19 protein-coding genes are annotated in these 20,174 nt (G+C 57.2%); 3 read left to right on the forward strand and 16 right to left on the reverse strand.

What is annotated here, in order from left to right; translation table 11 throughout:
- Positions 1–96 precede the first annotated feature (96 nt).
- The 10 genes from BM152_RS01800 to BM152_RS01840 all read right to left on the reverse strand — a co-directional run bounded on the left by BM152_RS01800 (position 97) and on the right by BM152_RS01840 (position 12,421).
- On the reverse strand, positions 97–3,549 hold the full coding sequence (locus BM152_RS01800; RefSeq protein ID WP_066605762.1) for an ATP-binding protein: 3,453 nt from the start codon (positions 3,547–3,549) through the stop codon (positions 97–99).
- Positions 3,546–4,793 carry a metallophosphoesterase family protein gene (locus BM152_RS01805; RefSeq protein WP_074913927.1) on the reverse strand — a complete coding sequence of 416 codons (1,248 nt, stop codon included), beginning with the start codon at positions 4,791–4,793 and terminating at the stop codon, positions 3,546–3,548. Before BM152_RS01805 ends, BM152_RS01800 begins: the two co-directional genes overlap by 4 nt.
- A 143-nt stretch (positions 4,794–4,936) precedes the next feature.
- On the reverse strand, positions 4,937–5,077 hold the full coding sequence (locus tag BM152_RS19135) for a hypothetical protein (RefSeq protein WP_156444368.1): 141 nt from the start codon (positions 5,075–5,077) through the stop codon (positions 4,937–4,939).
- 78 nt (positions 5,078–5,155) lie between these two features.
- The gene (locus tag BM152_RS01810) at positions 5,156–6,430 is read right to left on the reverse strand and encodes an amidase (protein WP_066605764.1); all 1,275 of its coding nucleotides are present in this window, start codon (positions 6,428–6,430) and stop codon (positions 5,156–5,158) included.
- The gene (locus BM152_RS01815) at positions 6,427–7,551 is read right to left on the reverse strand and encodes a M20 family metallopeptidase (RefSeq protein ID WP_066606454.1); all 1,125 of its coding nucleotides are present in this window, start codon (positions 7,549–7,551) and stop codon (positions 6,427–6,429) included. Before BM152_RS01815 ends, BM152_RS01810 begins: the two co-directional genes overlap by 4 nt.
- Before the next feature lie 22 nt (positions 7,552–7,573).
- Positions 7,574–8,281, reverse strand: a complete 708-nt coding sequence (locus BM152_RS01820) for an ABC transporter ATP-binding protein (protein ID WP_066605766.1) — start codon at positions 8,279–8,281, stop codon at positions 7,574–7,576.
- Positions 8,282–8,285: 4 nt separating this feature from the next.
- Positions 8,286–9,062 (reverse strand): ABC transporter ATP-binding protein, encoded by a 777-nt coding sequence (locus tag BM152_RS01825; protein ID WP_066605769.1) that lies wholly within the window; start codon positions 9,060–9,062, stop codon positions 8,286–8,288.
- Complete coding sequence (locus BM152_RS01830) at positions 9,059–10,243, reverse strand: branched-chain amino acid ABC transporter permease (protein ID WP_082715414.1); 1,185 nt, start codon at positions 10,241–10,243, stop codon at positions 9,059–9,061. The genes BM152_RS01825 and BM152_RS01830 overlap by 4 nt, the downstream gene beginning before the upstream one ends.
- 11 nt (positions 10,244–10,254) lie before the next feature.
- Entirely contained in the window at positions 10,255–11,175 is a 921-nt protein-coding gene (locus tag BM152_RS01835) for a branched-chain amino acid ABC transporter permease (RefSeq protein ID WP_066605771.1), read from the reverse strand.
- 67 nt (positions 11,176–11,242) lie between these two features.
- Entirely contained in the window at positions 11,243–12,421 is a 1,179-nt protein-coding gene (locus BM152_RS01840; RefSeq protein ID WP_066605773.1) for a branched-chain amino acid ABC transporter substrate-binding protein, read from the reverse strand.
- Between the two features lie 285 nt (positions 12,422–12,706).
- Between BM152_RS01840 and BM152_RS01845 the strand changes: the two genes are divergently transcribed.
- Positions 12,707–13,294 (forward strand): cupin domain-containing protein, encoded by a 588-nt coding sequence (locus BM152_RS01845; RefSeq protein ID WP_074913929.1) that lies wholly within the window; start codon positions 12,707–12,709, stop codon positions 13,292–13,294.
- A 327-nt stretch (positions 13,295–13,621) separates the two neighbouring features.
- Here the strand turns inward: BM152_RS01845 and BM152_RS01850 are convergent, their stop codons facing one another.
- The 6 genes from BM152_RS01850 to BM152_RS01870 all read right to left on the reverse strand — a co-directional run bounded on the left by BM152_RS01850 (position 13,622) and on the right by BM152_RS01870 (position 19,218).
- The gene (locus BM152_RS01850; RefSeq protein WP_066605775.1) at positions 13,622–14,713 is read right to left on the reverse strand and encodes a tyrosine-type recombinase/integrase; all 1,092 of its coding nucleotides are present in this window, start codon (positions 14,711–14,713) and stop codon (positions 13,622–13,624) included.
- Between the two features lie 204 nt (positions 14,714–14,917).
- On the reverse strand, positions 14,918–15,094 hold the full coding sequence (locus tag BM152_RS19140) for a hypothetical protein (RefSeq protein ID WP_156444369.1): 177 nt from the start codon (positions 15,092–15,094) through the stop codon (positions 14,918–14,920).
- A 290-nt stretch (positions 15,095–15,384) separates the two neighbouring features.
- Complete coding sequence (locus BM152_RS01855; protein WP_066605776.1) at positions 15,385–15,597, reverse strand: phage head-tail joining protein; 213 nt, start codon at positions 15,595–15,597, stop codon at positions 15,385–15,387.
- Positions 15,594–17,366, reverse strand: coding sequence for a prohead protease/major capsid protein fusion protein (locus BM152_RS01860; protein ID WP_066605777.1), 1,773 nt, complete (start codon positions 17,364–17,366; stop codon positions 15,594–15,596). Before BM152_RS01860 ends, BM152_RS01855 begins: the two co-directional genes overlap by 4 nt.
- Positions 17,363–18,670, reverse strand: a complete 1,308-nt coding sequence (locus BM152_RS01865; protein ID WP_066605779.1) for a phage portal protein — start codon at positions 18,668–18,670, stop codon at positions 17,363–17,365. The genes BM152_RS01860 and BM152_RS01865 overlap by 4 nt, the downstream gene beginning before the upstream one ends.
- The gene (locus BM152_RS01870; protein WP_066605781.1) at positions 18,667–19,218 is read right to left on the reverse strand and encodes a hypothetical protein; all 552 of its coding nucleotides are present in this window, start codon (positions 19,216–19,218) and stop codon (positions 18,667–18,669) included. Before BM152_RS01870 ends, BM152_RS01865 begins: the two co-directional genes overlap by 4 nt.
- Before the next feature lie 264 nt (positions 19,219–19,482).
- Between BM152_RS01870 and BM152_RS01875 the strand changes: the two genes are divergently transcribed.
- Together BM152_RS01875 and BM152_RS01880 are read left to right on the forward strand one after the other, a co-directional pair.
- Positions 19,483–19,728, forward strand: coding sequence for a hypothetical protein (locus BM152_RS01875; RefSeq protein ID WP_066605783.1), 246 nt, complete (start codon positions 19,483–19,485; stop codon positions 19,726–19,728).
- Positions 19,729–19,924: 196 nt separating this feature from the next.
- Positions 19,925–20,161, forward strand: a complete 237-nt coding sequence (locus tag BM152_RS01880; RefSeq protein WP_066605785.1) for a hypothetical protein — start codon at positions 19,925–19,927, stop codon at positions 20,159–20,161.
- The last annotated feature ends 13 nt before the right edge of the window (positions 20,162–20,174 follow it).

Here is a 20,174-nt window from a genome sequence, read left to right on the forward strand (position 1 = left end):
AAGAATTTCCGAACTGTGTGGCCTGTTGCGGAACCTCAGTGTGTGTATCTGCGCAATTGTGTGGAGCGACATTCAAGCGATGGTTCGTGGATATGTCTAAATCTCATGAACCACGGGCGGTGTGTCGCAGACCTTTTGGGCGATGTCGACGACGTGGCGGTGGTGGGTTAGGTAGATGGCTTGTCCGCGGCGCCCGATGGTTTCCATGACGCGGCAGGCGGCGCTGGTGCGGGTTTCGTCGAAGGTTTCGAAAATATCGTCGCAAAAGAACGGCAGGCAGGTGCCTTGGGCGACAAGCTGTTCATGGGCGGCGGCGCGCAGGGCCAGATAGAGCTGGAAGCGTGTGCCTTTTGACATCTCGCTGGCGCGTTTGCTTGTGCCGTCGGCGGCCACGGCCATGAGCACTTCGGCATCTCGGTCGGGCTGGGTGCTCAGCGTCGGATAGGCACCGTGGGTCAGGTCGGAAAAGCAGCGTTCCGTAGCGGCCATCATGCCGCTGCGGTGACTGTCGCGATAGCGGCGGATGGCGTCTGAAGCCAGATAATGCCCCAGTGAAAGTTCGAGATGGGCGCGGGCGGCCTCTTCGAGCTCCAGTTCCAGCGTGGCTTTCTTTTCCTCCAGCGTGGCGATGTCGGCATCTCCCGTGACCTGTTTGAGCGCTCCGGCGGCGGTGCTGCGGCGCTCGATGGCTTGTGTCAGCGCCTCCTCCGCGTGGGCCAGATCGGCTTGATTGCTCTCCATCGCGGCGTCCAGTTCCGCAAGAGACAGGTTGGCAAGACGCGTGCGGGCGGTGTCCATGTCCGGCACATCCAGCTCGGCCATGACCGTCTGGCGCAGCCTCGCCAGTTCCTCGCGCTCGGCGATGACCTGCGCGGCCTGTTGCACCCGCTGGCGCAGCGCGTCGATATCGGTCAGGGCGTCGGGATCAGGGAAGGCGGCGGCGATGGTGGCAACCTCATGCTCTATCTCGCGCAGCCGGTCGGTGTTGGCGGACAGTTGAGCCTGCGCGCGCGTGATGGCGTCAGAGAGGTCTTTGGCCTTCTCATGGGCTGTGCGGGCCTGTTCGCAGAGGTCTTTCAGCGCGGCATAGGTCTCGGCGGGGCTGTCGCGGAGCTCCAGCCCCTGCGCCTCGGCCAGACGTGTGACTTCTTGGGCAAAGCGGGTCTGGTCGGCTTCCATTGCCTCCACCCGTCGCAAGGCCGTGGCGCGGGCCTTTTCCTGTTCGCGCAAGTCCCGCAGCGGGGCGAGTGAGGCCATCACCGTGTCGGGCTGGACTTGATCCCCCAAGAGCGCCGCAACCAGCGCCTGCCAGTTTTGCTGCGCTTCAGCTTCTGCGGATTGCGCGGTTTGATGTTTCGCTTTGCGCTTGTCGAGATCGCGCTGCACTTGTGCGAGGTGTTCTCTGGCCTTTGCCTCAGTTTCGGCCTGATGCCGCTCGGCTTCCGCGATTTGTCGCGCGGCCGTCATGGCCTCGTCCAGATCAACAGGTTCAAAGGGCAGGAGGGGGGCCAAGGCGGCGCAGAGGCGCTTGGCGCGTTCAAGCGTACTGCGATGGGTCTCTTGTGCGGTGCGGAGGGCTTCGGCATCTTCCTCGGCGGTGGCATGGCGGTTTACCCAGTCCAGCCATTCGGCTGGCGTCAGCGGTGTGGGCAGTTCCGCTTGCTCGGCCAGTGCTGTCACGCTGGCCTCAAGCTCTGCGCATTCGGCCTGCACCTCTTTCAAACGTGCCTCGGCGTGTTCGGCTCGGGTTTGAGCCTCTGCCTTATCCTGTTCGATCTGGCGCAGTTGGCCAAGCTCGCTGGCATGGGCTACACGGGTTTTCATCGCGGTGTCATGTTGGAGCAGGGCCTCGCGGAAGGCGCGTGCGCTGCCCTCATCCAATGTGCCCAAATGCTCGGCCCAACGCGCTTCGCGGGCGGCAAAGAGCGTCTCTTCCTCACGGTCGGAGGTGACGGTGCCGCCTGCGGTCAGGGCTTCGGCGCGGGCGGTCAGGGCCGCCAGCGTTTCGCGATGTTCCGCGCATTTCTCGCGGGCGTCCTGCACGGCGCGGGTGAGCTCATTGTGGCGTTCGGCCCAAAGCTGCGCCTGCGTCTGCGTGCCGGGGCAGGGCGGCAGGGTCTCGAATGTGACCGCGCCCATCCGAAGCGCAGAGAGGGATTTGCGCGCGCGGGCCTCTGCGGCGTGAATGGTTTGCAGTGCGGAGGCATGGGCGGGGGCAAGGCGGTCCACGTCGAAACGGGCGAGGATATCGGTGACACGCGGCGCATCTGCGGTCTCGGACGTGGTCTCGGTGGCTTCCAGCGCCTCTTGCGCCGCGTCGTGTTTTTCCGTGAGATCGGCCAGTTCGCGCGCCTCATTGAGGGCCGATTTTCGGGCGTCAATGAGGGCGTCCCGTGCCTGTTCCAGTTGCGCAATCTCGGCCTGTGACAGGGCGAGGCTCTGCGGGGCCACGTCATGCGCTGCGCCCAAGTCCTGCGCTGCACGCAACATCGCCGCCTCTGCCGCGCGGAGTTCGTCTTTCCGGCGGGTCAGGTCCAGCTGTGCGCCTCTGTCGCGGATGCTGAGGTCATGGAGTGCGTCGAGATCTTCGGCAAGTTCCAGACGTTCGGGGTCCACCGTGATCTCGGCTATTTGCGTCTCAAGTGCGGCGATCTCTTTGGTGATGCGTTCGATATTGGCGGTGGCCGTGCCATGATCGGTGCGCAGCGCAATCAGCCGTTCGGGATCGAAATCAAGCCGAACCGGTGTGTCCGGATGGGCGTTGATACGGGCCTCCAGCGTGCTGATCTCCGCCATAAGGGGCAGGGCGCGTCTTTGGCCCTCGATCCGTGCCTTGGTGGCAAAGAGCGCGTTGCGGGTGGCGCGGGCCTCGTCCTCGGCGTGTTGCGCCTGAGACAGCGCTTGTTTCAGCCCCTTCCATGCGCTGGCGGTGACATCGCTTTCCCGTATCTCGCTTTCGATTGTGGCGAGTTCACGCTTCAGTTCGGCGATGCGCGTGGTCCGGCCACGTTTCTTCCAGAGCGCATCGGCCCGCTCGCGCACGCCATCAAGCACCCCGCTGAGATCGGCCACACCAGCGGCGGCGGAAAACAGCAGTCGGCCAATGTCGCCTTGCGCATTGGCGATTTCTTCACCGCCGCGCTCGATGGTCTCGTCGTCAAGGCATAGCAGTTGGCGGTAGTCCTCTTCGGAAAGCCCCGCCAGATGGGCCGAAAGTGCGGCCTCCGGCAAGACCGTGCCGGTCTCGTCCATCAGTGCGCCGCTGCGCTTGGGCAGGCGGGTGAAGCGCCGCACCGTTCCGTCAATCTCCAGCGTGGCGGAGACCTGAAGGTTGTTGCGCGGATGTTTAAATGCATACCCCTCGCGCATCGGGAAGCCGTAGAACAGCCGGAGCGCGGCCTCCATCGTGGTGGTTTTGCCGGCCTCGTTCGGCCCGTAGATGATGTGGAAATCAGGGCGGTCGCCATCCGCGCAGAGACCTGTGCCGAAGTCATAGCTGCGATCGGTGAAATGCCCGAAACGTTCCAGGTCGAGGCGTTGGAGTCTCATGTGTTTTCCACCCCTTTCATCAAGGCCAGCACACGGTTGACGCCGCCTTGGGCCAGCTCCTGCGTCAGGGCATCCCGCGCGGCCTCATCCGGCATGAGCCGTGCGCGCAGGGCAGGGGGCAGGTCTTGCAACACGGCGCTGACCTCCTCTCGGGCGATGGAGATAAATCCGGGTTCTGAGCTGATGGCCTGCATCGTGGCGGATAGTTCGCTAATGGCGTCAGAGGTCTTTGCGGTATTGGTGGCGTCGATTTCATGAGGCGCAATGTCGAGCACCAGCTTGTCGAGCCAGAGATCCCCCGCCGCGCGCATCATGTCGCCAAGCTGTTCAGTCCAGACATCGCGATCACGCAGGATTTGCCAGTAGCGTTTGGATTGCCCCGTCAGCGTCAGGCGCACCACGCCGGTGGGTGCGAAAATGCTCTGGCGAAGGTCGGACAGATGCCCGTGCAGCAACTTGCGCAGCGCGTCGTCATCCTCTGTGCCGGAGATGTCCAGAGTGCTGTGCCGGAATTCGACCACAGAGGTCGGCACCTCTTCCACGGTGATCGTGCCGTGCTCAATCGTCAGAAGGCTTGCGGATTTCGGGCCCGCCTCGCCAATGTCTCGCCCCTGCGGAATACCGGGCATGACGACCCAAGGGGCCTCGCTATGCACCTGACGTTTGTGGATATGCCCGAGCGCCCAATAGTCAAACCCCATCGCGCACAGATCGGCCACGCGACAGGGGGCGTAGACGTCATGGCCCTCGGCGCCGGCCAGAGAACTGTGCAACATGGCAATATTCACTGCCCCCGCCACGGGGGGCTGGAAACGCGGCAACAAGCTGTCAGGGGCGTGTTTCTGGGCAAAGCTGACGCCGTGGACCCAGACCTCGCCTGTCAACTGAACCTTGCCGCCGCGAGCGTCGAAGACATGCACATTGTCGGGCAGGTCAAGCGACCCTGTGATCGGGTTTTCGGCATCGTGGTTGCCCTTGATGTAAAACACCTTGACCCCCGCCGCGCGGAGACGGTCCAGTTCGCCGGCCAGATAGGCACCGGTCCGCGCGCTGCGCTCCCTGCCATCAAAGAGGTCTCCCGCGATCAGTACCGCGCTCACCTGCTCGGAGAGGGCAACCTCCACAAGTCGGCTGAAGGCCTTGCGCGACGCCGCCATCACCGTCTCCCGCAACTCCGCATCGCGCAGGGCCAGAGAGCGCAAGGGTGAATCGAGGTGGATGTCGGCGGTGTGGAGGATTTTCATCACTGGAGATGCCTGAGGTAATGGACTGACTATATGTCTCGGATCATAATGAAAGCGCCGATTTCTTCTAACATAAAGTGTGTATCAGCGGGAATTGCGCCTGTCACGCTCCTGCATTTGTCTCCGATTTCGGGGGTTCTGTGTCACGCGGTGGCGCGGGCGCGCACCAATCTTTGGTGGTGCTGATGACCGTCGCCAATATAGGAATTATAGTGCGAAATCAGAATGGTGGTGGCCAGAAGTTGCGCGATATGGAGCGGCTTCGGGCAGTAGTTATAGCTCATTGAGGTTTCAACGGTGTTAATGAAAGCACGCGATATTACAGCGAAATGTGGTCCAATTCATTTCCGTAAATCTGAATTCTAACCATCATCCATCAAGATGTCCGAAAGCCATGTTGCCACATTGAGAACTTCGGCATCCCGCCCAATAGGGCCAACAACCTGTATTCCAAGGGGACGCTGGTCTGATGTTTTGAGGCCGGGGACGTTGACGCAGGGTGCGCCCAAAAGAGTCCACAGACGGCTGCACACCGGCGATCCGGTCCCTGTCTCGTAGCCGGGAGCGGCGCCGGGGGCGGACGGGGTGATGAAAATGGGCGTGTTGCCCAAGTCGGCTTCAAAGCGCGCTTTCAATGTTGAAATCATCACGCGATCATCATTGTGTGCGGTGCCTGTGCGGGCTTGTCCGTTGGCCAGCATATCGCGCAAAGCGGGGCTTAGATGGTCGCGGTGAGCCTGCCATTCATAGGCCAATGCCTGAAATGCTTCTTGCGCCATAATCATGGGATGCGCTTGTAAAGCGTCTGCATAAGGCGAGGGGAGAACAATGTCTCGGGTGGTGGTCTTGGTTTGAAGGCGGGCACACAGGTGATCCCATGCGCTTTGCATCTCCGGTTCGATTTCATCCCATGCAGGAGATTGGCACAGGCCTAACATGGAGGGGGGCGAGACGTTCTGTGTTGCTTCTAAAAAGGGCTGTCCAGTTACAGATTCCACCAAAAGAGCCGCATCGGGGACGCTGCGGGCGAAGACGCCAATGGTATCAAAGCTACGAGACAGTCCTTTGACGCCGGACGTGTCAATTAGGTCGAAACTGGGTTTGTAGCCTACAACGCCACAATAGGCTGCTGGACGGATGACAGACCCTGCCGTTTGTGATCCGAATGCCAATGGCACCATACCTGCAGCGACGGCGGCGGCCGACCCGCTGGAGGAGCCGCCCGGGGTGTGCGCCAAAGATGTCGGGTTACGAGTCGGGGCGGGCTTGTATGTGGCAAATTCGGTGGTCTCGGTTTTGCCCATGACATATGCGCCTGCAAGTCGGGCCAAGGCCACAACAGAGGCATCCACGCTTGACACATATCCTGTATAGATCGGAGAGCCACAGCCGCGCGGCATGGATGTGACATGAAAGAGGTCTTTCACGCCCAGAGGCAAACCGCGCAATGTGCCCGTTCTTTGCGCCTGCGCAAGCTCGCGTCTTGCGGCGCTTGGGTCGAGATGGCTCCATGCGCGCACATCGGGTTCGGTTTGTGCGCAATGGTCCAAAAGGGCGTCCAGATAGACTTCCGGCGTTAGCGTTTCCGCGTCAAATGCTGCGAGGACTTCAAGCGCGGTTTGAGGAATGCTGGTCATGATCGTGTGTCCGAGGTGTTCCAGCGCCGTATGAGTGCGGCGTAAATCTCAACCGAGTCTTGCAGCTTTTTGACCTCACAATATTCATCGGTCATATGCGCCACGGTCGGTTCTCCTGGTCCCAAAACAACCGTTGGCAGGGTGTCGAAAGCAGGGGTGAAAATGGAAGCATCGGTGAAATAGCTGACGCATCCAAGCGTGTGTGTGTCTCCGGTCACTTTCGCAACCGTTTCACAGACCTGCCCGAGCCAAGGGTGATCAGGGTCGGTCCAAACAGGCGGCAGGTCGATGATGGGTTCGATACGGGCATCAGCCCCCAAAAGATCAGTCAAAGCTGTGCGCAGGTCTTCGTGTTTCTGTCCGCTCACGCTGCGAATATCCACACCGATCTCGGCGCGATCCGGCACGGAATTCAGGTTCAGCCCACCGGAGATTGTCCCGATATTCAATGTCGGCGCGCCCATGTCGGCATGGGGCGGAATTTGAAAATCAAAGGCAACGAGTTTCTGGATGACACGGGAGGCGATGACGACGGCATTCACGCCTTGTTCAGGCATGGACCCGTGCGCAGTTTTACCTTCGGTGATTACGCGCAGCCACAAGGCCCCTTTATGTCCGGCAAGCGGTCGGTTTGATGTGGGTTCGGCCACAACCAATGCGCCGGGGATATGGGGCACACCTTGCGCGACCATGGCTTTGGCCCCGTCAGAGCCGGTTTCTTCGCCCGCTGTGATTAATAAAACAACTCCAGGGCCGTTTCGCAATATGTCGGCCTGTTTCAGGCTGGCGATGACAAATGCCGCCACGCCGCCTTTCATGTCGGTTGTGCCGCGCCCATAGAGCCGCCCGTCTTCAATGATGCCGACAAAGGGATCGTGCTGCCAATCCTGTGCTCCCAAAGGCACGGTGTCGAGGTGGCCGGTGAACCCCAGAGGCGCGCCGGAACCATCTCCAAGATATGCGAACAAATTGGCGCGGCCCTCTCCCATGTCGGTGAGGGATGTTTCAAATCCTGCCGCCGCAAGAAGAGTCTGAAGTTCCAGCGCGCAAGCGCGTTCGTTTCCGGGCGGGTTGACCGTGTCGAATTGAACCAGTCGTCGGGTCAATTCAATAACATCCATATTATGTTGCTGTTCGCCGAGCTTATCCGAAATAGGCTGCATAAACTTCCTCGTCTTCCTTTAGTGCATCAGCCGTGCCCTGAGCGACCACACGGCCACCCGACAAAACGTAGCCATAATCCGCAATTGCAAGTGTTTGGCGCACGTTTTGCTCCACCAGAAACACTGTGATGCCGCTGTCACGGATCCCCTCGATGATCTTGAAGTTTTCTTTGACATAAAGCGGAGACAGACCCAGAGACGGTTCGTCGATCAACAGGATACGCGGCCCTCCCATCAAGCCGCGGCCAATCGACACCATGGCTTGCTCGCCTCCGGACATCGTGCCGGCAAGCTGGTCCCGCCGTTCCGCAAGTCGAGGGAATGTGGTGAAGACAGTATCCAGCCGCTCGCGAATGAGGCTTTCGTCCGTAACCTGAAACGCGCCGAGACGGAGGTTCTCTGTCACAGTGAGTTTCGGAAACATTTTCCGGCCTTCGGGGATACATGCGATCCCTTCCGCGACGACTTTGTGGGTTGCGGTGCCTGTGATGTCTTTGTCGTCTACGAGGATACGACCGTATCGTGGAGGTGTCAGTCCGAGGATGGAGCGGATCAATGTCGACTTGCCAGCTCCGTTCGAGCCGAGCAAACAGGTGATCTTGCCGGAGAACACCTCAAGCGAGACATCCATGAGGACATCCGCCTTGTCATAGGCGGTGAAGACATTTTCTATTTTGATAGAACTCATTGTATCAATCCATCCCCAGATATGCGCTTTGGACTTCCGGATCGGCAGCGATATGCGCATAGCTGCCTTCGCTGATCTTCCGGCCATAGCTGAGCACGACACATTGGTCGCACAAACGCTCGATCACGCCCATTTCATGTTCAATAATGATGATCGACAGTCCCCCCATGCGGTCACGCACGGCCAGAATATCATCCATCATCTGGGCGGTTTCGTCATGTGTCATCCCTGCGGAAGGTTCGTCCAGCAACAGCAACTTGGGTTTGGAGATCAATGCACGGCAAATTTCGATCCGGCGGCGCTCGATCATGGGAAGAGAGCCGACTGGATCGAACATCCGGCCCGCCAGATCTTCGGAGAAGCCAGCCACGAGGTCCCGCGCTTGCGTGTAAAACTCTTCGACTTGGCCACGGAGGGCGCGACGTTGGAACAGGTTGAACCACAGGCCGGTATTCAGCCGTGCGTGGTTGCCGATCATGATGTTGTCAAAGATCGACAAGGGCAGGCACAGGCGCGAGCGTTGGAATGTCCTTGCAATGCCGGCCTCATACACCTTGCGCGCACTCATGCCGGTAATGTCGGCCCCGTCAAAATGCACTTCCCCCTGACTTGGGGCATAGATGCCTGTCATCAGGTTGAAGCTGGTGGTTTTGCCGGACCCGTTCGGGCCGATCAGTCCGATGATTTCGCCGCGTTTGACTTGCATGTCGAACCCGTCGAGAGCGCGTACACCCCCGAAGTTTTTACCAAGGTTCTTAAATTCGAGAAGCACTTCGCTCATTGTTCAGGCCTCCAGTTCGGGAAGTAGCTGCGGACTTTGCGGGGCATCAAGCCTTCAGGCCGGAAGAGAAGCATGAGGATCACAACGACGGAGAAGAGCAAGAAGCGATACTCCTGAAGGATTTGCAGTTTCTCGGGCAAAAGAACGACGATGACGGCTGCGAGGGCTGTGCCCCAAAGACTTCCCAATCCGCCGAGAAGAACGATCGCGACCATCAAGAGGCTGTCGGAAAAGCTGAAGCTATTGGGGGCGATGAAGCTGATCATCATGCCGTAAAGTGCGCCGGCTATACCGATGAGAATATTGCCGAATGTAAACGCCAGAACTTTGGCGCGAACCACGTTCAAGCCAAAGCAGGCAGATGCGGTTTCATCCAGACGGACGCTGTCGAGGGTGAGACCAATCCATGAACGCTCAAGCCGTTGCACGAACATGAACGCAAGCGCGGCCAGTCCTGCGCCGAGAAGGGCGTAGTTGACGTAGAAGGACAGTTCCATGCCCATTAGCAAAGGGCTTGAGTTGAAATCCCAGCCAAAGGTTTTCATGGGGCCGACCATCAGGCCTTGTGGGCCACCAAGCACATCATTGACCTCGAGAAATGTCTTGAACATGACGCTGAACGCGATGGTCACCACGGCAGAGTAGTGACCGGCGGTGCGCACAACGGGCACGATCAACAAGCATCCGATCAATGCGGAGAAGACGCCGCCTGCGACCAGAATGAGGATGGGGGGCAGGGCGCTGTGATTGGTCAGAACTGCGGCGGTATAGGCGCCGACGCCGAAGAAGGAAGCGCCTGCGAAATTGACCATACCGGTCAAGCCAAACTGTGCGTTCAACCCGAAGGCGACAGTCATGTAGAGCAGCGTCGTGGTCAGCATTAACAGCGGGAAATGTTCCCCGCCTAGCAAAAAGATCACACAGACCAAAGCCAGGAGAATAGCAATGTTCATGCTGCGCCCATGGTTGCGCATGGCCGCAGACATGCTCTTGTTCAGACCGGTTTTGCCCACGCCGAACGCCGCCATAGCCGCGAGTGCGACCATGCCGAGCACGGCGATTTCAGAGTCGGCCAACAGGAATTGCCACCCGAAGAGTGCGATGGCGGCGATAACGATGAGACCAACGGCCAAATGCGGAAGGCCCATCCAGCGTGTGTCAGGTATTGTTTTGTTTTGCATGTCAAAAGCCCTTAAACTCGGTCGCTGCTGCGTTCGGCAATCAGCCCGGTTGGTTTCCAGGCCATCAGCGCAATGACCACACCAAAGGCGAAGACGTCCTTGTATGCACTGGCAAAAGGCAATGCGACGGCGCCAATGGTTTGCAGGCCTGCGAAGAGGAAGCCCCCCAAAATCGCACCGTAGATATTGCCCAGACCACCGATGATGGCGGCGCAAAACCCGATGAGGCCCAACAACAACCCCATGCCGAAATTGACCTCATTGTAGTAAAGGCCATTCATGATTCCGGCAAAAGCCGCAGCACCCGAGCCAATTGCAAAGGTGACCAGCACAATCATCGTGTAATTGATGCCCATGATTTTTGCGGTCTCCTCATCCTGTGCGACCGCACGGATTGCGAGGCCCAAACGGGTCCGGTTGATCACCAGATTCAATCCGATAATCACGGCAATGCCTGCGGCGACAAGGATGACACTGTCTGCGCGTAACGCAAAACCACCCAAGTCAACCGAAGCTGTAGGCAACAGGGCGGGGAAGGCTTTGGGGTTGGACCCGTCGGGGTAGAACAACCGCACAGCCTCGCGAATGGCTGTTCCGAGCATGAGGGTGATGAGAAGAATGTTGAGGGGCGGCGCCGACTTTAACGGCAACACCAAGTAACGTGCGATGATCGCGCCAAGAGCGGCAGTGGTGATAATGGACACCACCAGAATTGCGGCAATCATGACCCAAGGGTTTTCGATCCCGAGAGACAAGAGACCGATATAAACTGTAAATCCCGTGAACGAGCCCAGCATAAGGACGTCGCCATGGGAAAACTTAATCACATCAAGCACACCGAAAAATAGTGTGAAACCGACAGCCACGAGGGCGTACATTGTTCCTAACATGACACCGTTGGCCAGATACTGACCAAAGAGACCGATATCCATCGGGTACCTCCAACAAGAGAAGAGGGCAGGCTGCAATGTGCGGCCCGCCCCGATAAGTTCCTATGAATTACTTGCCTGTCAGTGTGCGCGTGCCATCGGCATATGCGCTATCTGACCAGACAACCCATTCACCGTCCTGAGCAACATATGGCGTAATCAGGGCAACGGTGTTCTGGCCGTGTTCGTCAAATGTGACAGGACCGGTGATGGAGGCGTGCTCCTGCACATCTGCAAGATATTCTGTCACCTTTTTACGATCCGCACCGACTTCTTCAATGGCATCCATGAGCAGGTTCATAGCCGCGAAGGAGAAAGGCCCGTAGGCTTCGAATGACTCGCCATATCCTTCTTTTTCATATTCGGCCATGAAGTATTCACCGCCCGGAAGTTTTTCAGCCGGTGCGCCTTCAAGGAAGGTGACGGTGCCTTCAGCCAGATCGCCACTCAAACCGGTGAAGTAGGATTCAGATTTGAGACCGGATGCACCTTGGAATTGAGCCTCGATGCCCAGTTTGTCCATTTGTTGACGGATGCGAACGGCAAGAGGGGTCAGGCCACCGAAATAAACCACTTCGGGGTTCATCTGTTTGATTTTGGTGAGCTCAGCCGTGAAATCCTGTTGATCCGAAGTCACGCCGAATGTGCCAAGAATCTCGCCGCCATTTTCGGTCAGATATTTGGAGAAATATTCGTTGTGACCTTTGCCATAGTCCGTTGTGTCATGAATGATGGCCCAGGTTTTATATCCTTGATCGGTCATGAACTTGGCAGCAGCTTCGTTCTGGTTGATCATGGTCCCGTTGATACGGTGCACTTCGGTATAGTCGTTCCCGTAGGTAATGTCGGGCAGCACAGCCCCCCAGACAATCACAGGCAAGTTGAACTTGTGATAGATATCAACGGCCCCCATGGCGACAGAAGAACAATAGTGTGTCACAGCACCAAGAACATCGCGGCTTGCGGCGAGCTTTGTGGCGACTTGCACGCCGACGTTGGGTTTGCATTCATCGTCCAGAACTTCCAGTTCATATTCGTATTTGGCATCCGGGTCTTGATTGCGCAGCGCGACAGCAAGTTCGGCAGAGTTGCGGCCGCCAAGTCCAATGCTGGAGACCCCGCCGGTGAGCGGGCCGATGAAGCCGACCTTTACGGTGTCCTTGGCCAGTGCCCCGTTTGCGAAGCTTAGGGAAAGAGAGGCTGCAAGCGCAGCGGAGATGAGTGTGCGCCGGTTTCCGGAGTGTGTCATGACAGTTTTCCCACTTTTCATTCTATAAGGTTGCAGTAGGCTAAAAGGTGCCAACTGATACGTTTCATGTGTCTGTATGGAGAAAAAATTTGAACCACATTCAAATTAGTTGGAAAATTTCCAATTAATTGAGAGATATTTTTATTTTGGTGAAAATATGGGCGATTAATCACCCTTTTGTCATTCAAATGCCCATTGGAGAAGAACGACTTTATGCCGGATTGCAAACCGCCCCATATTGTTCATACAGAAAACCAAGAAACCGCTGAAGATCGAAGGCCAGTCATGGAAGACTCTGATCAAGGACAAATGCCGATTCAGGACCTCGGGGCACGGTTGCGTGCGGAGCGTCAAAATAAAGGCCTTACGCTCAAACAGCTGGCTGACCGGGCGGGCTGTTCGCTTTCCATGCTCTCAAAAATCGAAACAGAACAGGCATCTCCGTCTCTTAAAACACTACATCAGATTACGGCGGCTCTGGGCACGTCTATTTTACAACTGTTCAGGGAGGCGGGCGGTCAGGATGTCAGCCTCTATCGCCACGGAGAACGGCCTTCGGTCGTGGTGAGGCGGCAAAGTGACCAACCGGCTATCTACATTGAGCGCCTCTCCCCGACTTATGCAGGCACAATGCTTGATGCGAATATTCACACTCTCGAACCCGGAGCGGACAGTGGCGGAGACATTCGTCATGATGGCGAAGAAATCGGGTATGTTCTCGAGGGGGCTGCCGAACTTTGCGTGAACGGTGAGGTTATTCCGTTGGTGCAGGGCGACTCTTTCTACTTCGCTTCTGCGCTTCCACATCGGTACCGGAATACTTTCGACGGCACGACCCGCATTCTATGGGTGAATACTCCGCCAACTTTTTAGGGCCGGGCCTCATAGCCAGCAATCACTCATCTCATCGCTATATTTGGAGCCTCAGCGTTTCAGAACTCTCGACCAAGATCAATGGGGCCAGTCTTTACCACACCCGCAGGATTGCGAAGATCGAGACACCACTTTTTTCGTAGGACGGGATGGGGCATAGCAAAAGCCATGTGTCACACCTTTGTTCGCACGCCAACCTCATTAAAGGCCTGTTTTCTCTGAAGTATTTGAGAAATAAGGGGAATTTATGGTGCTGCTGGAGAGAATTGAACTCTCGACCTCTCCCTTACCAAGACCGTATGCATTTTCATTTTCCTCTATAGGTTACTAGTAGTTAGATGTTTTCACTGTATCAGGGTGTTCCCGATTTGTGTAGAATGAACGTCTGATTTCGTCCTCTGAATCGTCAGCGTGACTATATGTAGACAGCACCAACTGCGGCGAACTCCACCGGCCAGCCTTTGCGACTGTGACAGGATCTCGGCCTTGTTTTACCAAAAGCTCGGTGGCGAATCCGTGCCGCCCCACTTCGTGTGCGGTCAGTGATTCTATTCCTGCCTCTTTGCAGATTCTTTGCCAGCGTTTGACGTAACCCGTTTTCGTGGCATATCCGAACACGCGCGGCTCCAAGCGTTCGCCCGTGTTGCGGTTCTTGGGTTGCTTTGGGTGAAGGTTGGCCAGCGTCACCATCATTTCCTCTGAGATCGTGACCCATTGCTCAGGGTGCCCCTTTTGAGCCTTGAGGCGCACACGGCGGTTGGCAAGGTCCAGATCCTTAGGGCGGAGTGAAACGGCTTGATCTATGCGCGCGGCGGTTTCGCGCATGAATAGCGCCAATGCGGCGTTGTATGGATCGGCCACGGCGCAAAACTTGTCCATCCACTCGGCTGTGCTGTATCCGCGCGGACGGCGGCTTTGCTTGCCTCGCTCTATGTCGCGGGCAATGCGCTCGCGCTCGGTAAAGGCTTTCACCTTGAGGTGCGGGCCTTTGCCGAGGTCGTGCATGTTGTTAATCACGGCGCGCATGGGTGTAACCACCTGCCGCCATACGGTATCTGTGGCTGCGTCTGGCATCAGCTCAAGGCCGAGGTTCTTGATAAAACGCCCGGTGATTGTCCGAATGTCTTTTTTTCCGACCCACGGCTTTTCCTTGAGGATACGCGCAAGAAATTTCGCATCTGCCGGTTTGGGCTTGTATTTGAGAACCGCCATTTCAAACGTGACTACTTCCGATGCTTCGTCTCCAACGACGTAACGACGGCGCGCGGCTTCCTCGAACGCTTTGATGAAGTCCCACGCGCCGCTTTCTGTAGGTGAGCCAGTGCTTTTTCGGATGTATTTTGTGATAGGCCGTCCGTTATATTCGACACGTCCTTGCGCCCAATAGACGCTTCCTCGTTTGTATGGTTTGAGCGGCATTTCTCAACGTCCTCCGCAATCTGGTCCATTTGTTCGCCAGTGATAAGAACTTGCCCGAAAAGTTTGTGGCGCGCACCCATTTCGTTTGCTTTTTTGCGGATCGTATCGGCCTTAATTGAAATGCCGCGTTGCGAAAAATAGCTTTCCCATTCCTGAGGTGTGCGCCCGTAATCAAGAATACGGCTTCCGGTTTGTTCCATTGCCCTACACCTCGAACGCCTTTGCCAAAGCCTCAACATGCTTTGGGAAAAGTCTCATTTTGTTGCCAATAAGCGCAAAGGCGTGGATCTCGCGGGCCTTGCTGCGTATCCGGCGCGGGGAGGCGCGCCATTCCTCTGCGACCTCTTCCGGTGTTTTCGGGATCAACGGTTGTTCTGGCATTTGTCGGCCTGTTAAGTTACTGTATCTGTTAATTAAGTATCCGCTTAACAGCCTGTTTTGTCGTGCAAAAAATTGCCGTGCAAGCCACGTTCAAAGCCGACTAAACCACGTCTAAACGCGCTTCATGCCGCCTTTGAAATATCATGGCCCAAAACCATTCCACGAATCGAAACAGAAACGGGCACCGCGCGGCCAGAAGGTCGATACTGCCGCCGTGCCCTGTCATGGTTTGCCCACTCATGACTAACGGGGTGCCATTTGCCTGCCGAGGCGCGGCGGCACCTGCCGTCTCACACCCCCTTAGAAGGTATGAGGCGCACCGCACGGGACGGCGTGCGGGACGCAATTGCAATCCGGCGTTCAAGGTCGGCCAAAGCTGCCGCCATTTCCGAGTCCGTGGCATAGGTGATCTTGTGCCCGTCATATTCCACGGATCGGGTGCCGGTCGCGCGTGCCCTTAACAGGGCATCGCGCATGGTCTTTAATTCATCGGCGGCAATCATTCCGAACTCTCAGCGCCGGGGTTTTTCACCATGCCGCGATGGTCCACCCAACCGGCCCCAAAGTCCAAACGCACCTTGATGCTCATTCCATCGACCTCGAACCCGGCTTTGCTTTCGATCTGCGGACCGGGCGCACCTTCGAGATAGGCATACTCGACGGTGTCGATCACGGCAGGATCGGCGGCCATATACCACGGCGAACTCTCGCTCAAATATCCGTCCACGATAAGGCCGAGACCGGCAAAGGGGTTGGCCGCGTCTGTGGTGGTCGCGGTGATCTCTGCAAGCGCCTGCTCGGCCTCTGTCTCACGCTCAGGGGAGACAAGGACAAAGCGCGGTGTGGCGTTGATCTTGCCGCCCCCGAGGCCCGTTTGATTGCGCAAGAGAAGGCGCGCGGCGGAGAGGCCCAGCTTTCCGACAACGCTGCCCTCGGTCACGTTGGCATGTGCCTCGGAAAAGACTGCATTGCCGTCTGACATAGTTGGGTTGGCTTCGATCAATCCGGCCAGCGTCTTGGCCTCGAAAGCTGCGGCGGCTTGGCCCAGCATCGCGGGCACGCGGGTGAAGGCTCCGAGATCATCGTTAATCAGGGCTTGGCGGCTGATAGAGAAGATTTTGCCAAAGGTCTCGACTTTGTAGCTTTCGGCCCCTTCGGCAATCGTTCCATATTTGTATTCACCGCCCTCGTTTACTTTCTCAAGCTCGGGGCCTTCGCCCAGCATCACGGCGGATTTCGCGCGGAAATCGCGGGCCGTGGTTTGGCGTGCGATTTGCTTAATGCCCGAGGGTGCGGCCTGATAGGCTTTGCGCAATTCACGGTTCACGGCATCGCCCAGAATCAACGGGAAATCAGAGGTTGTATGCAAAGCCCGCGTCACCAGCGTGTCAACGGTTGCGCCGGTCGTGGAAATCCCGCTGCGACGGAGACAATCGCGCGCCAGGTCGGGGATGGTGAGCCCCGCATATTGACGGGCGGCGGCGGAAATCTCATGGGTCGGATTTGCGCGGGCAAACAAGGCTTCACCGGCCCGTGTTGCGACAACATCCGGCGCCGTGTGATCCGTGCCGATTTCAACGCGGGCGCTGCGGGTGCGGGTCTCATTTTGCCGTTGCGCCATTGCCTCAAAGGCTGCGGCACGCGCGGCCTCAACGGTCGCCTCTGCATCGATCTGAGCGTTTGCCCACTCGGCTCCGAGGTTTGCGAGTGTGGCAAGGCTGCGGATCTCTCGGTTTGCATCGGCGCGGGTTGCGGTTTCGGTTGTCGTTTCAACCGTGCTCTGGGTTTCGTTGTTGGGCATGGTGTATTCTCCGTTTCTAAAGTGTGCGGCAGGATCTGCCGGAATCGGCACAATTGAGACCTCAACCGGCGTCCATTTCTCTGCGGTGCGGACCGTTTGCCCGCCCTCGGTTGTTTCACGCCATTTCTGCACGCTGTATCCGACGCTCAGGCCGCGCAGGGTGCCGTCTGCAATATCGCGCACTACGGCGCGGGCGGCTTCATTGCTACGGAACTTAATGCGGGCCCAAAGCCCTTCTGGCCGCACCTCTGCGGCTTCGATCACGCCCAATTGGTCGCGCGTGCTTTGGTTTTGGTGCCCGTCCAATACCGGCCCACCAATGAGGCGTGACAGGTCAGCCCCTTTGAGGTTCAGCCGCTCAATAAAGCCCGGTCGTGGCGCATCGGCTCCGGTCGATACAATGGCCTCGACTGTGCGGGCCTCAGCGTTGAGCGTGGAAGGTTTCGGGGAGAGGGCGCGGAGGTGAATCATGCGGGCTTTCCTTCGTCTGTGATTGCCGGATGGGCCGCGCGTTCTTCGTCCACTTCGGCCACATCTCGGCCACGGGCTGCGATAACTTCGGCGCGGCTCTTTAGCCCTGCATCGATCGCGGCGATTTCGGCATTGATCTCTTTAAGCGGGTCGATGGTCTCCCATCCGGGGCGCACAAAGCGCACGGCGTGATGATCGGAGAGGGCATTGCTCGGGATTTCGCCCAACAAAGCGCGGTGATTGATCCACGCGCGCCAGAGTGGGCGCAAAAGCTGCCCCTCGATCAATTGGCGCTGTAACATTTCGGCGCGGCGTCGGTGCTCCAAAATTCCCACGCGGGACGATGAATAGGACGTTTGCGACAGATCGCCGGAAAGCTGCGCATAGGTCAGGCCGAGGCCCGTGGCGATTTCATGCAGTTGCTGCTTCAGGAAAGCCACCTGATCGGAAAGGCCGCTGCCCGGTTGCGCAAATTTCACGTCAGCACCGGGCGGCAAAATGCGGGTTGCACCCGGTTCAAGTGCCAGATTGACCTCTCCGCCTTCGCCGGTCTCACCGTCAAATCCAGCGTTGCCGCCTTCGGGATCGGTGATAAAGGCCGAGAATAGAGATTGCGTGCGCAGGTTCATGAGCAAAGCGTCACTTGCCCCGTCGAAATCTGCCAGCTTCAAAAGCACCGGAGACAGCCAAGATATTCCGCGCGCTTGACCCGGAAAAATCGGGTCGAACACATGCAGGATTTCACTTGCGGAAATGCGGAGCGTTTCCCCATAGGCCGCAAATGGCGCGCCGGGGGCATCCCTGAGAACGTGATAGGCGGTCACGGTGTCCTCGGCATCAAATTCAATTCCGGCCACAATGCGCGCACCGTTGCCAAGGTCGCGGGACAAGCTCGGGTCGATCTGGTCGGCGGGGAGAACTGTGATTTTGAACCCGTCCACACGCGGGTGCAGTCGAACAAATGATTCACCATCGCGCACCACGGCGCGGGCAATCATGGGCAGATATGGCCCTATAAGCGCCTCAAAAGCGGCGTTAAGGTCTCGGGCGGTGCTGCGGTCGGGGTGTTGGCTTTGGGCTTGCCAGCCACGCCCCACAAGGGACGCGCACCATGCTTCCACGGCGCGGGCTGCAATCGGATTGTTCACGGACAGCGCAGAGGCGCGGGCCTTGGCGGGACCACGCGCGGCCAGAGTTGACGCCTGAGGCGCGGCCAACATGGGCGCACCCTGCCAGCGCCAGCCACCACCCCCGGCTTCGATCTGGCGCTTGAAAAGGCCGGATATGCGGGCTTTGAGGTTCATTCTTCGCACTCTGACAGGCGGTAAGAAATCAAAGGCCCGTCAATCAACGCGGCGGTGTCCTCAGCCATTTGTTGGAAGTCAATCAAAAGGCCGGTTGTGCTCACCTTCGGCATGTTCGCCAGATCGTTAAAAAGATGGGCGGAGACTTCGGGCGCATCGACCTCAGGCAATACAAAGTAGCAGTAGCGAGGACCGAGATCCGCACGCCCGACAGATTCCCGCACGGCGTGCATTTGCTCGGCAGTCAGATCGTGCCCCGGCACCTCTGTGACCCCCGGCAAAGCCTCAAGGCGATGTTCCAACGGCCACACACAAAGCTCGGCCAGATCGCGCGCACCTTTGCGGGACATGCCGCACGCCAAAACCTTGCCCATAAGTAACATCTGGCAGAACTCACGAAAGCCGTGCATGGCGGGGTGAGGCGGCTTGGTTTCGACCGGCGGCATAATACCGGCGATACGAAATTGCCTTTGACTTGCACGCGACGGGCCACCGAAAGCGGCGATGGTCGCGGCGTTCAGTTTCCGCTCAATTCTCGTTGCATACATGCCCTGACACCTATCTGTGTTATCACTTGCAGATAAGATGCAATCAGCGCAAAAGATGAGTCAATAAATCTTTTTAATACAATAGTTTATGGAAAATTCCTTACCTTGTATCTTTATGCATTTGCCGTGCAGGTTTGTGCAGGTTGGCGCATTTTCCGTGCAGCTTGGCGCAGGTTTTGAAAGGCGATTTTTTTGTGTTTTTCGCCATGATGATACATATATTGTAGGCTGATTTTTGCTGCTTAAGATTTTCAGGAGTGACCAATGGGCATTAGAGAGAAGATTCGCGATAGAAATGAACGGTTGGATCACGAGGATGAGTTTTACCGCCAGATTGAAGAAGAGAATAAGGGTCTACCTTTCCATAAAAGAGCGGGGGTAGGCGGGAACCGTCCATTATCCAGAGAACAACGCAAAGAACAGTTGAAAATCCTGATTTGGGCTGGGGTGTTTGTCCTAGCAGTCTCTGCTGTCAATTTTTTTGGTAGATGGTTGTTAAGCTACCTATAGTTTATTTTAAGAGTGATTTCGGTGCTGTGGTAGTTCAGCCAATAGTCACTATCTTTCGATACTATCGCAAGAATACCTTAATATGGTTTGGCGTCACCGAATGCGTTTGTAAGCTATAGCTTTGTATTCCGTCTCGTTTATTTGATGCGCAAAAAGCTCTATAAGGGAACCACGTTTTTTTTCGAAAGGAAAAGCAATGCGAATTGTAGCAAGCGAAAAGCACAACGGCGAAACTATTCAAAAATGGGAATTTTCAAGTACTGTTTTGCCTCAAAAGGGTGAAACAGTATTTTTTGGAGTTAAGGGGCCGTACGAAGTCACTGAACGTATTTTTCTTTATGAAAAAGAAAGCGGAGACGACCGACCCGATGTAAATTTGGTAGTGAGAGAAATCCCCAAAGCGTCGGCTAAAAAAGTTCAGGTTCGGTTCTAGAGGATACTAAACC

This window comes from Celeribacter halophilus (genome assembly GCF_900114135.1).
Lineage (GTDB): Bacteria > Pseudomonadota > Alphaproteobacteria > Rhodobacterales > Rhodobacteraceae > Celeribacter > Celeribacter halophilus.

Bases quoted from the DNA above. Each gene is read 5' to 3' on its own strand.
- BM152_RS01800 (WP_066605762.1), bottom strand. From the start codon at position 3,549: ATGAGACTCCAACGCCTCGACCTGGAACGTTTCGGGCATTTCACCGAT.
- BM152_RS01805 (WP_074913927.1), bottom strand. From the start codon at position 4,793: ATGAAAATCCTCCACACCGCCGACATCCACCTCGATTCACCCTTGCGC.
- BM152_RS19135 (WP_156444368.1), bottom strand. From the start codon at position 5,077: ATGAGCTATAACTACTGCCCGAAGCCGCTCCATATCGCGCAACTTCTG.
- BM152_RS01810 (WP_066605764.1), bottom strand. From the start codon at position 6,430: ATGACCAGCATTCCTCAAACCGCGCTTGAAGTCCTCGCAGCATTTGAC.
- BM152_RS01815 (WP_066606454.1), bottom strand. From the start codon at position 7,551: ATGGATGTTATTGAATTGACCCGACGACTGGTTCAATTCGACACGGTC.
- BM152_RS01820 (WP_066605766.1), bottom strand. From the start codon at position 8,281: ATGAGTTCTATCAAAATAGAAAATGTCTTCACCGCCTATGACAAGGCG.
- BM152_RS01825 (WP_066605769.1), bottom strand. From the start codon at position 9,062: ATGAGCGAAGTGCTTCTCGAATTTAAGAACCTTGGTAAAAACTTCGGG.
- BM152_RS01830 (WP_082715414.1), bottom strand. From the start codon at position 10,243: ATGCAAAACAAAACAATACCTGACACACGCTGGATGGGCCTTCCGCAT.
- BM152_RS01835 (WP_066605771.1), bottom strand. From the start codon at position 11,175: ATGGATATCGGTCTCTTTGGTCAGTATCTGGCCAACGGTGTCATGTTA.
- BM152_RS01840 (WP_066605773.1), bottom strand. From the start codon at position 12,421: ATGACACACTCCGGAAACCGGCGCACACTCATCTCCGCTGCGCTTGCA.
- BM152_RS01845 (WP_074913929.1), top strand. From the start codon at position 12,707: ATGGAAGACTCTGATCAAGGACAAATGCCGATTCAGGACCTCGGGGCA.
- BM152_RS01850 (WP_066605775.1), bottom strand. From the start codon at position 14,713: ATGCCGCTCAAACCATACAAACGAGGAAGCGTCTATTGGGCGCAAGGA.
- BM152_RS19140 (WP_156444369.1), bottom strand. From the start codon at position 15,094: ATGCCAGAACAACCGTTGATCCCGAAAACACCGGAAGAGGTCGCAGAG.
- BM152_RS01855 (WP_066605776.1), bottom strand. From the start codon at position 15,597: ATGATTGCCGCCGATGAATTAAAGACCATGCGCGATGCCCTGTTAAGG.
- BM152_RS01860 (WP_066605777.1), bottom strand. From the start codon at position 17,366: ATGATTCACCTCCGCGCCCTCTCCCCGAAACCTTCCACGCTCAACGCT.
- BM152_RS01865 (WP_066605779.1), bottom strand. From the start codon at position 18,670: ATGAACCTCAAAGCCCGCATATCCGGCCTTTTCAAGCGCCAGATCGAA.
- BM152_RS01870 (WP_066605781.1), bottom strand. From the start codon at position 19,218: ATGTATGCAACGAGAATTGAGCGGAAACTGAACGCCGCGACCATCGCC.
- BM152_RS01875 (WP_066605783.1), top strand. From the start codon at position 19,483: ATGGGCATTAGAGAGAAGATTCGCGATAGAAATGAACGGTTGGATCAC.
- BM152_RS01880 (WP_066605785.1), top strand. From the start codon at position 19,925: ATGCGAATTGTAGCAAGCGAAAAGCACAACGGCGAAACTATTCAAAAA.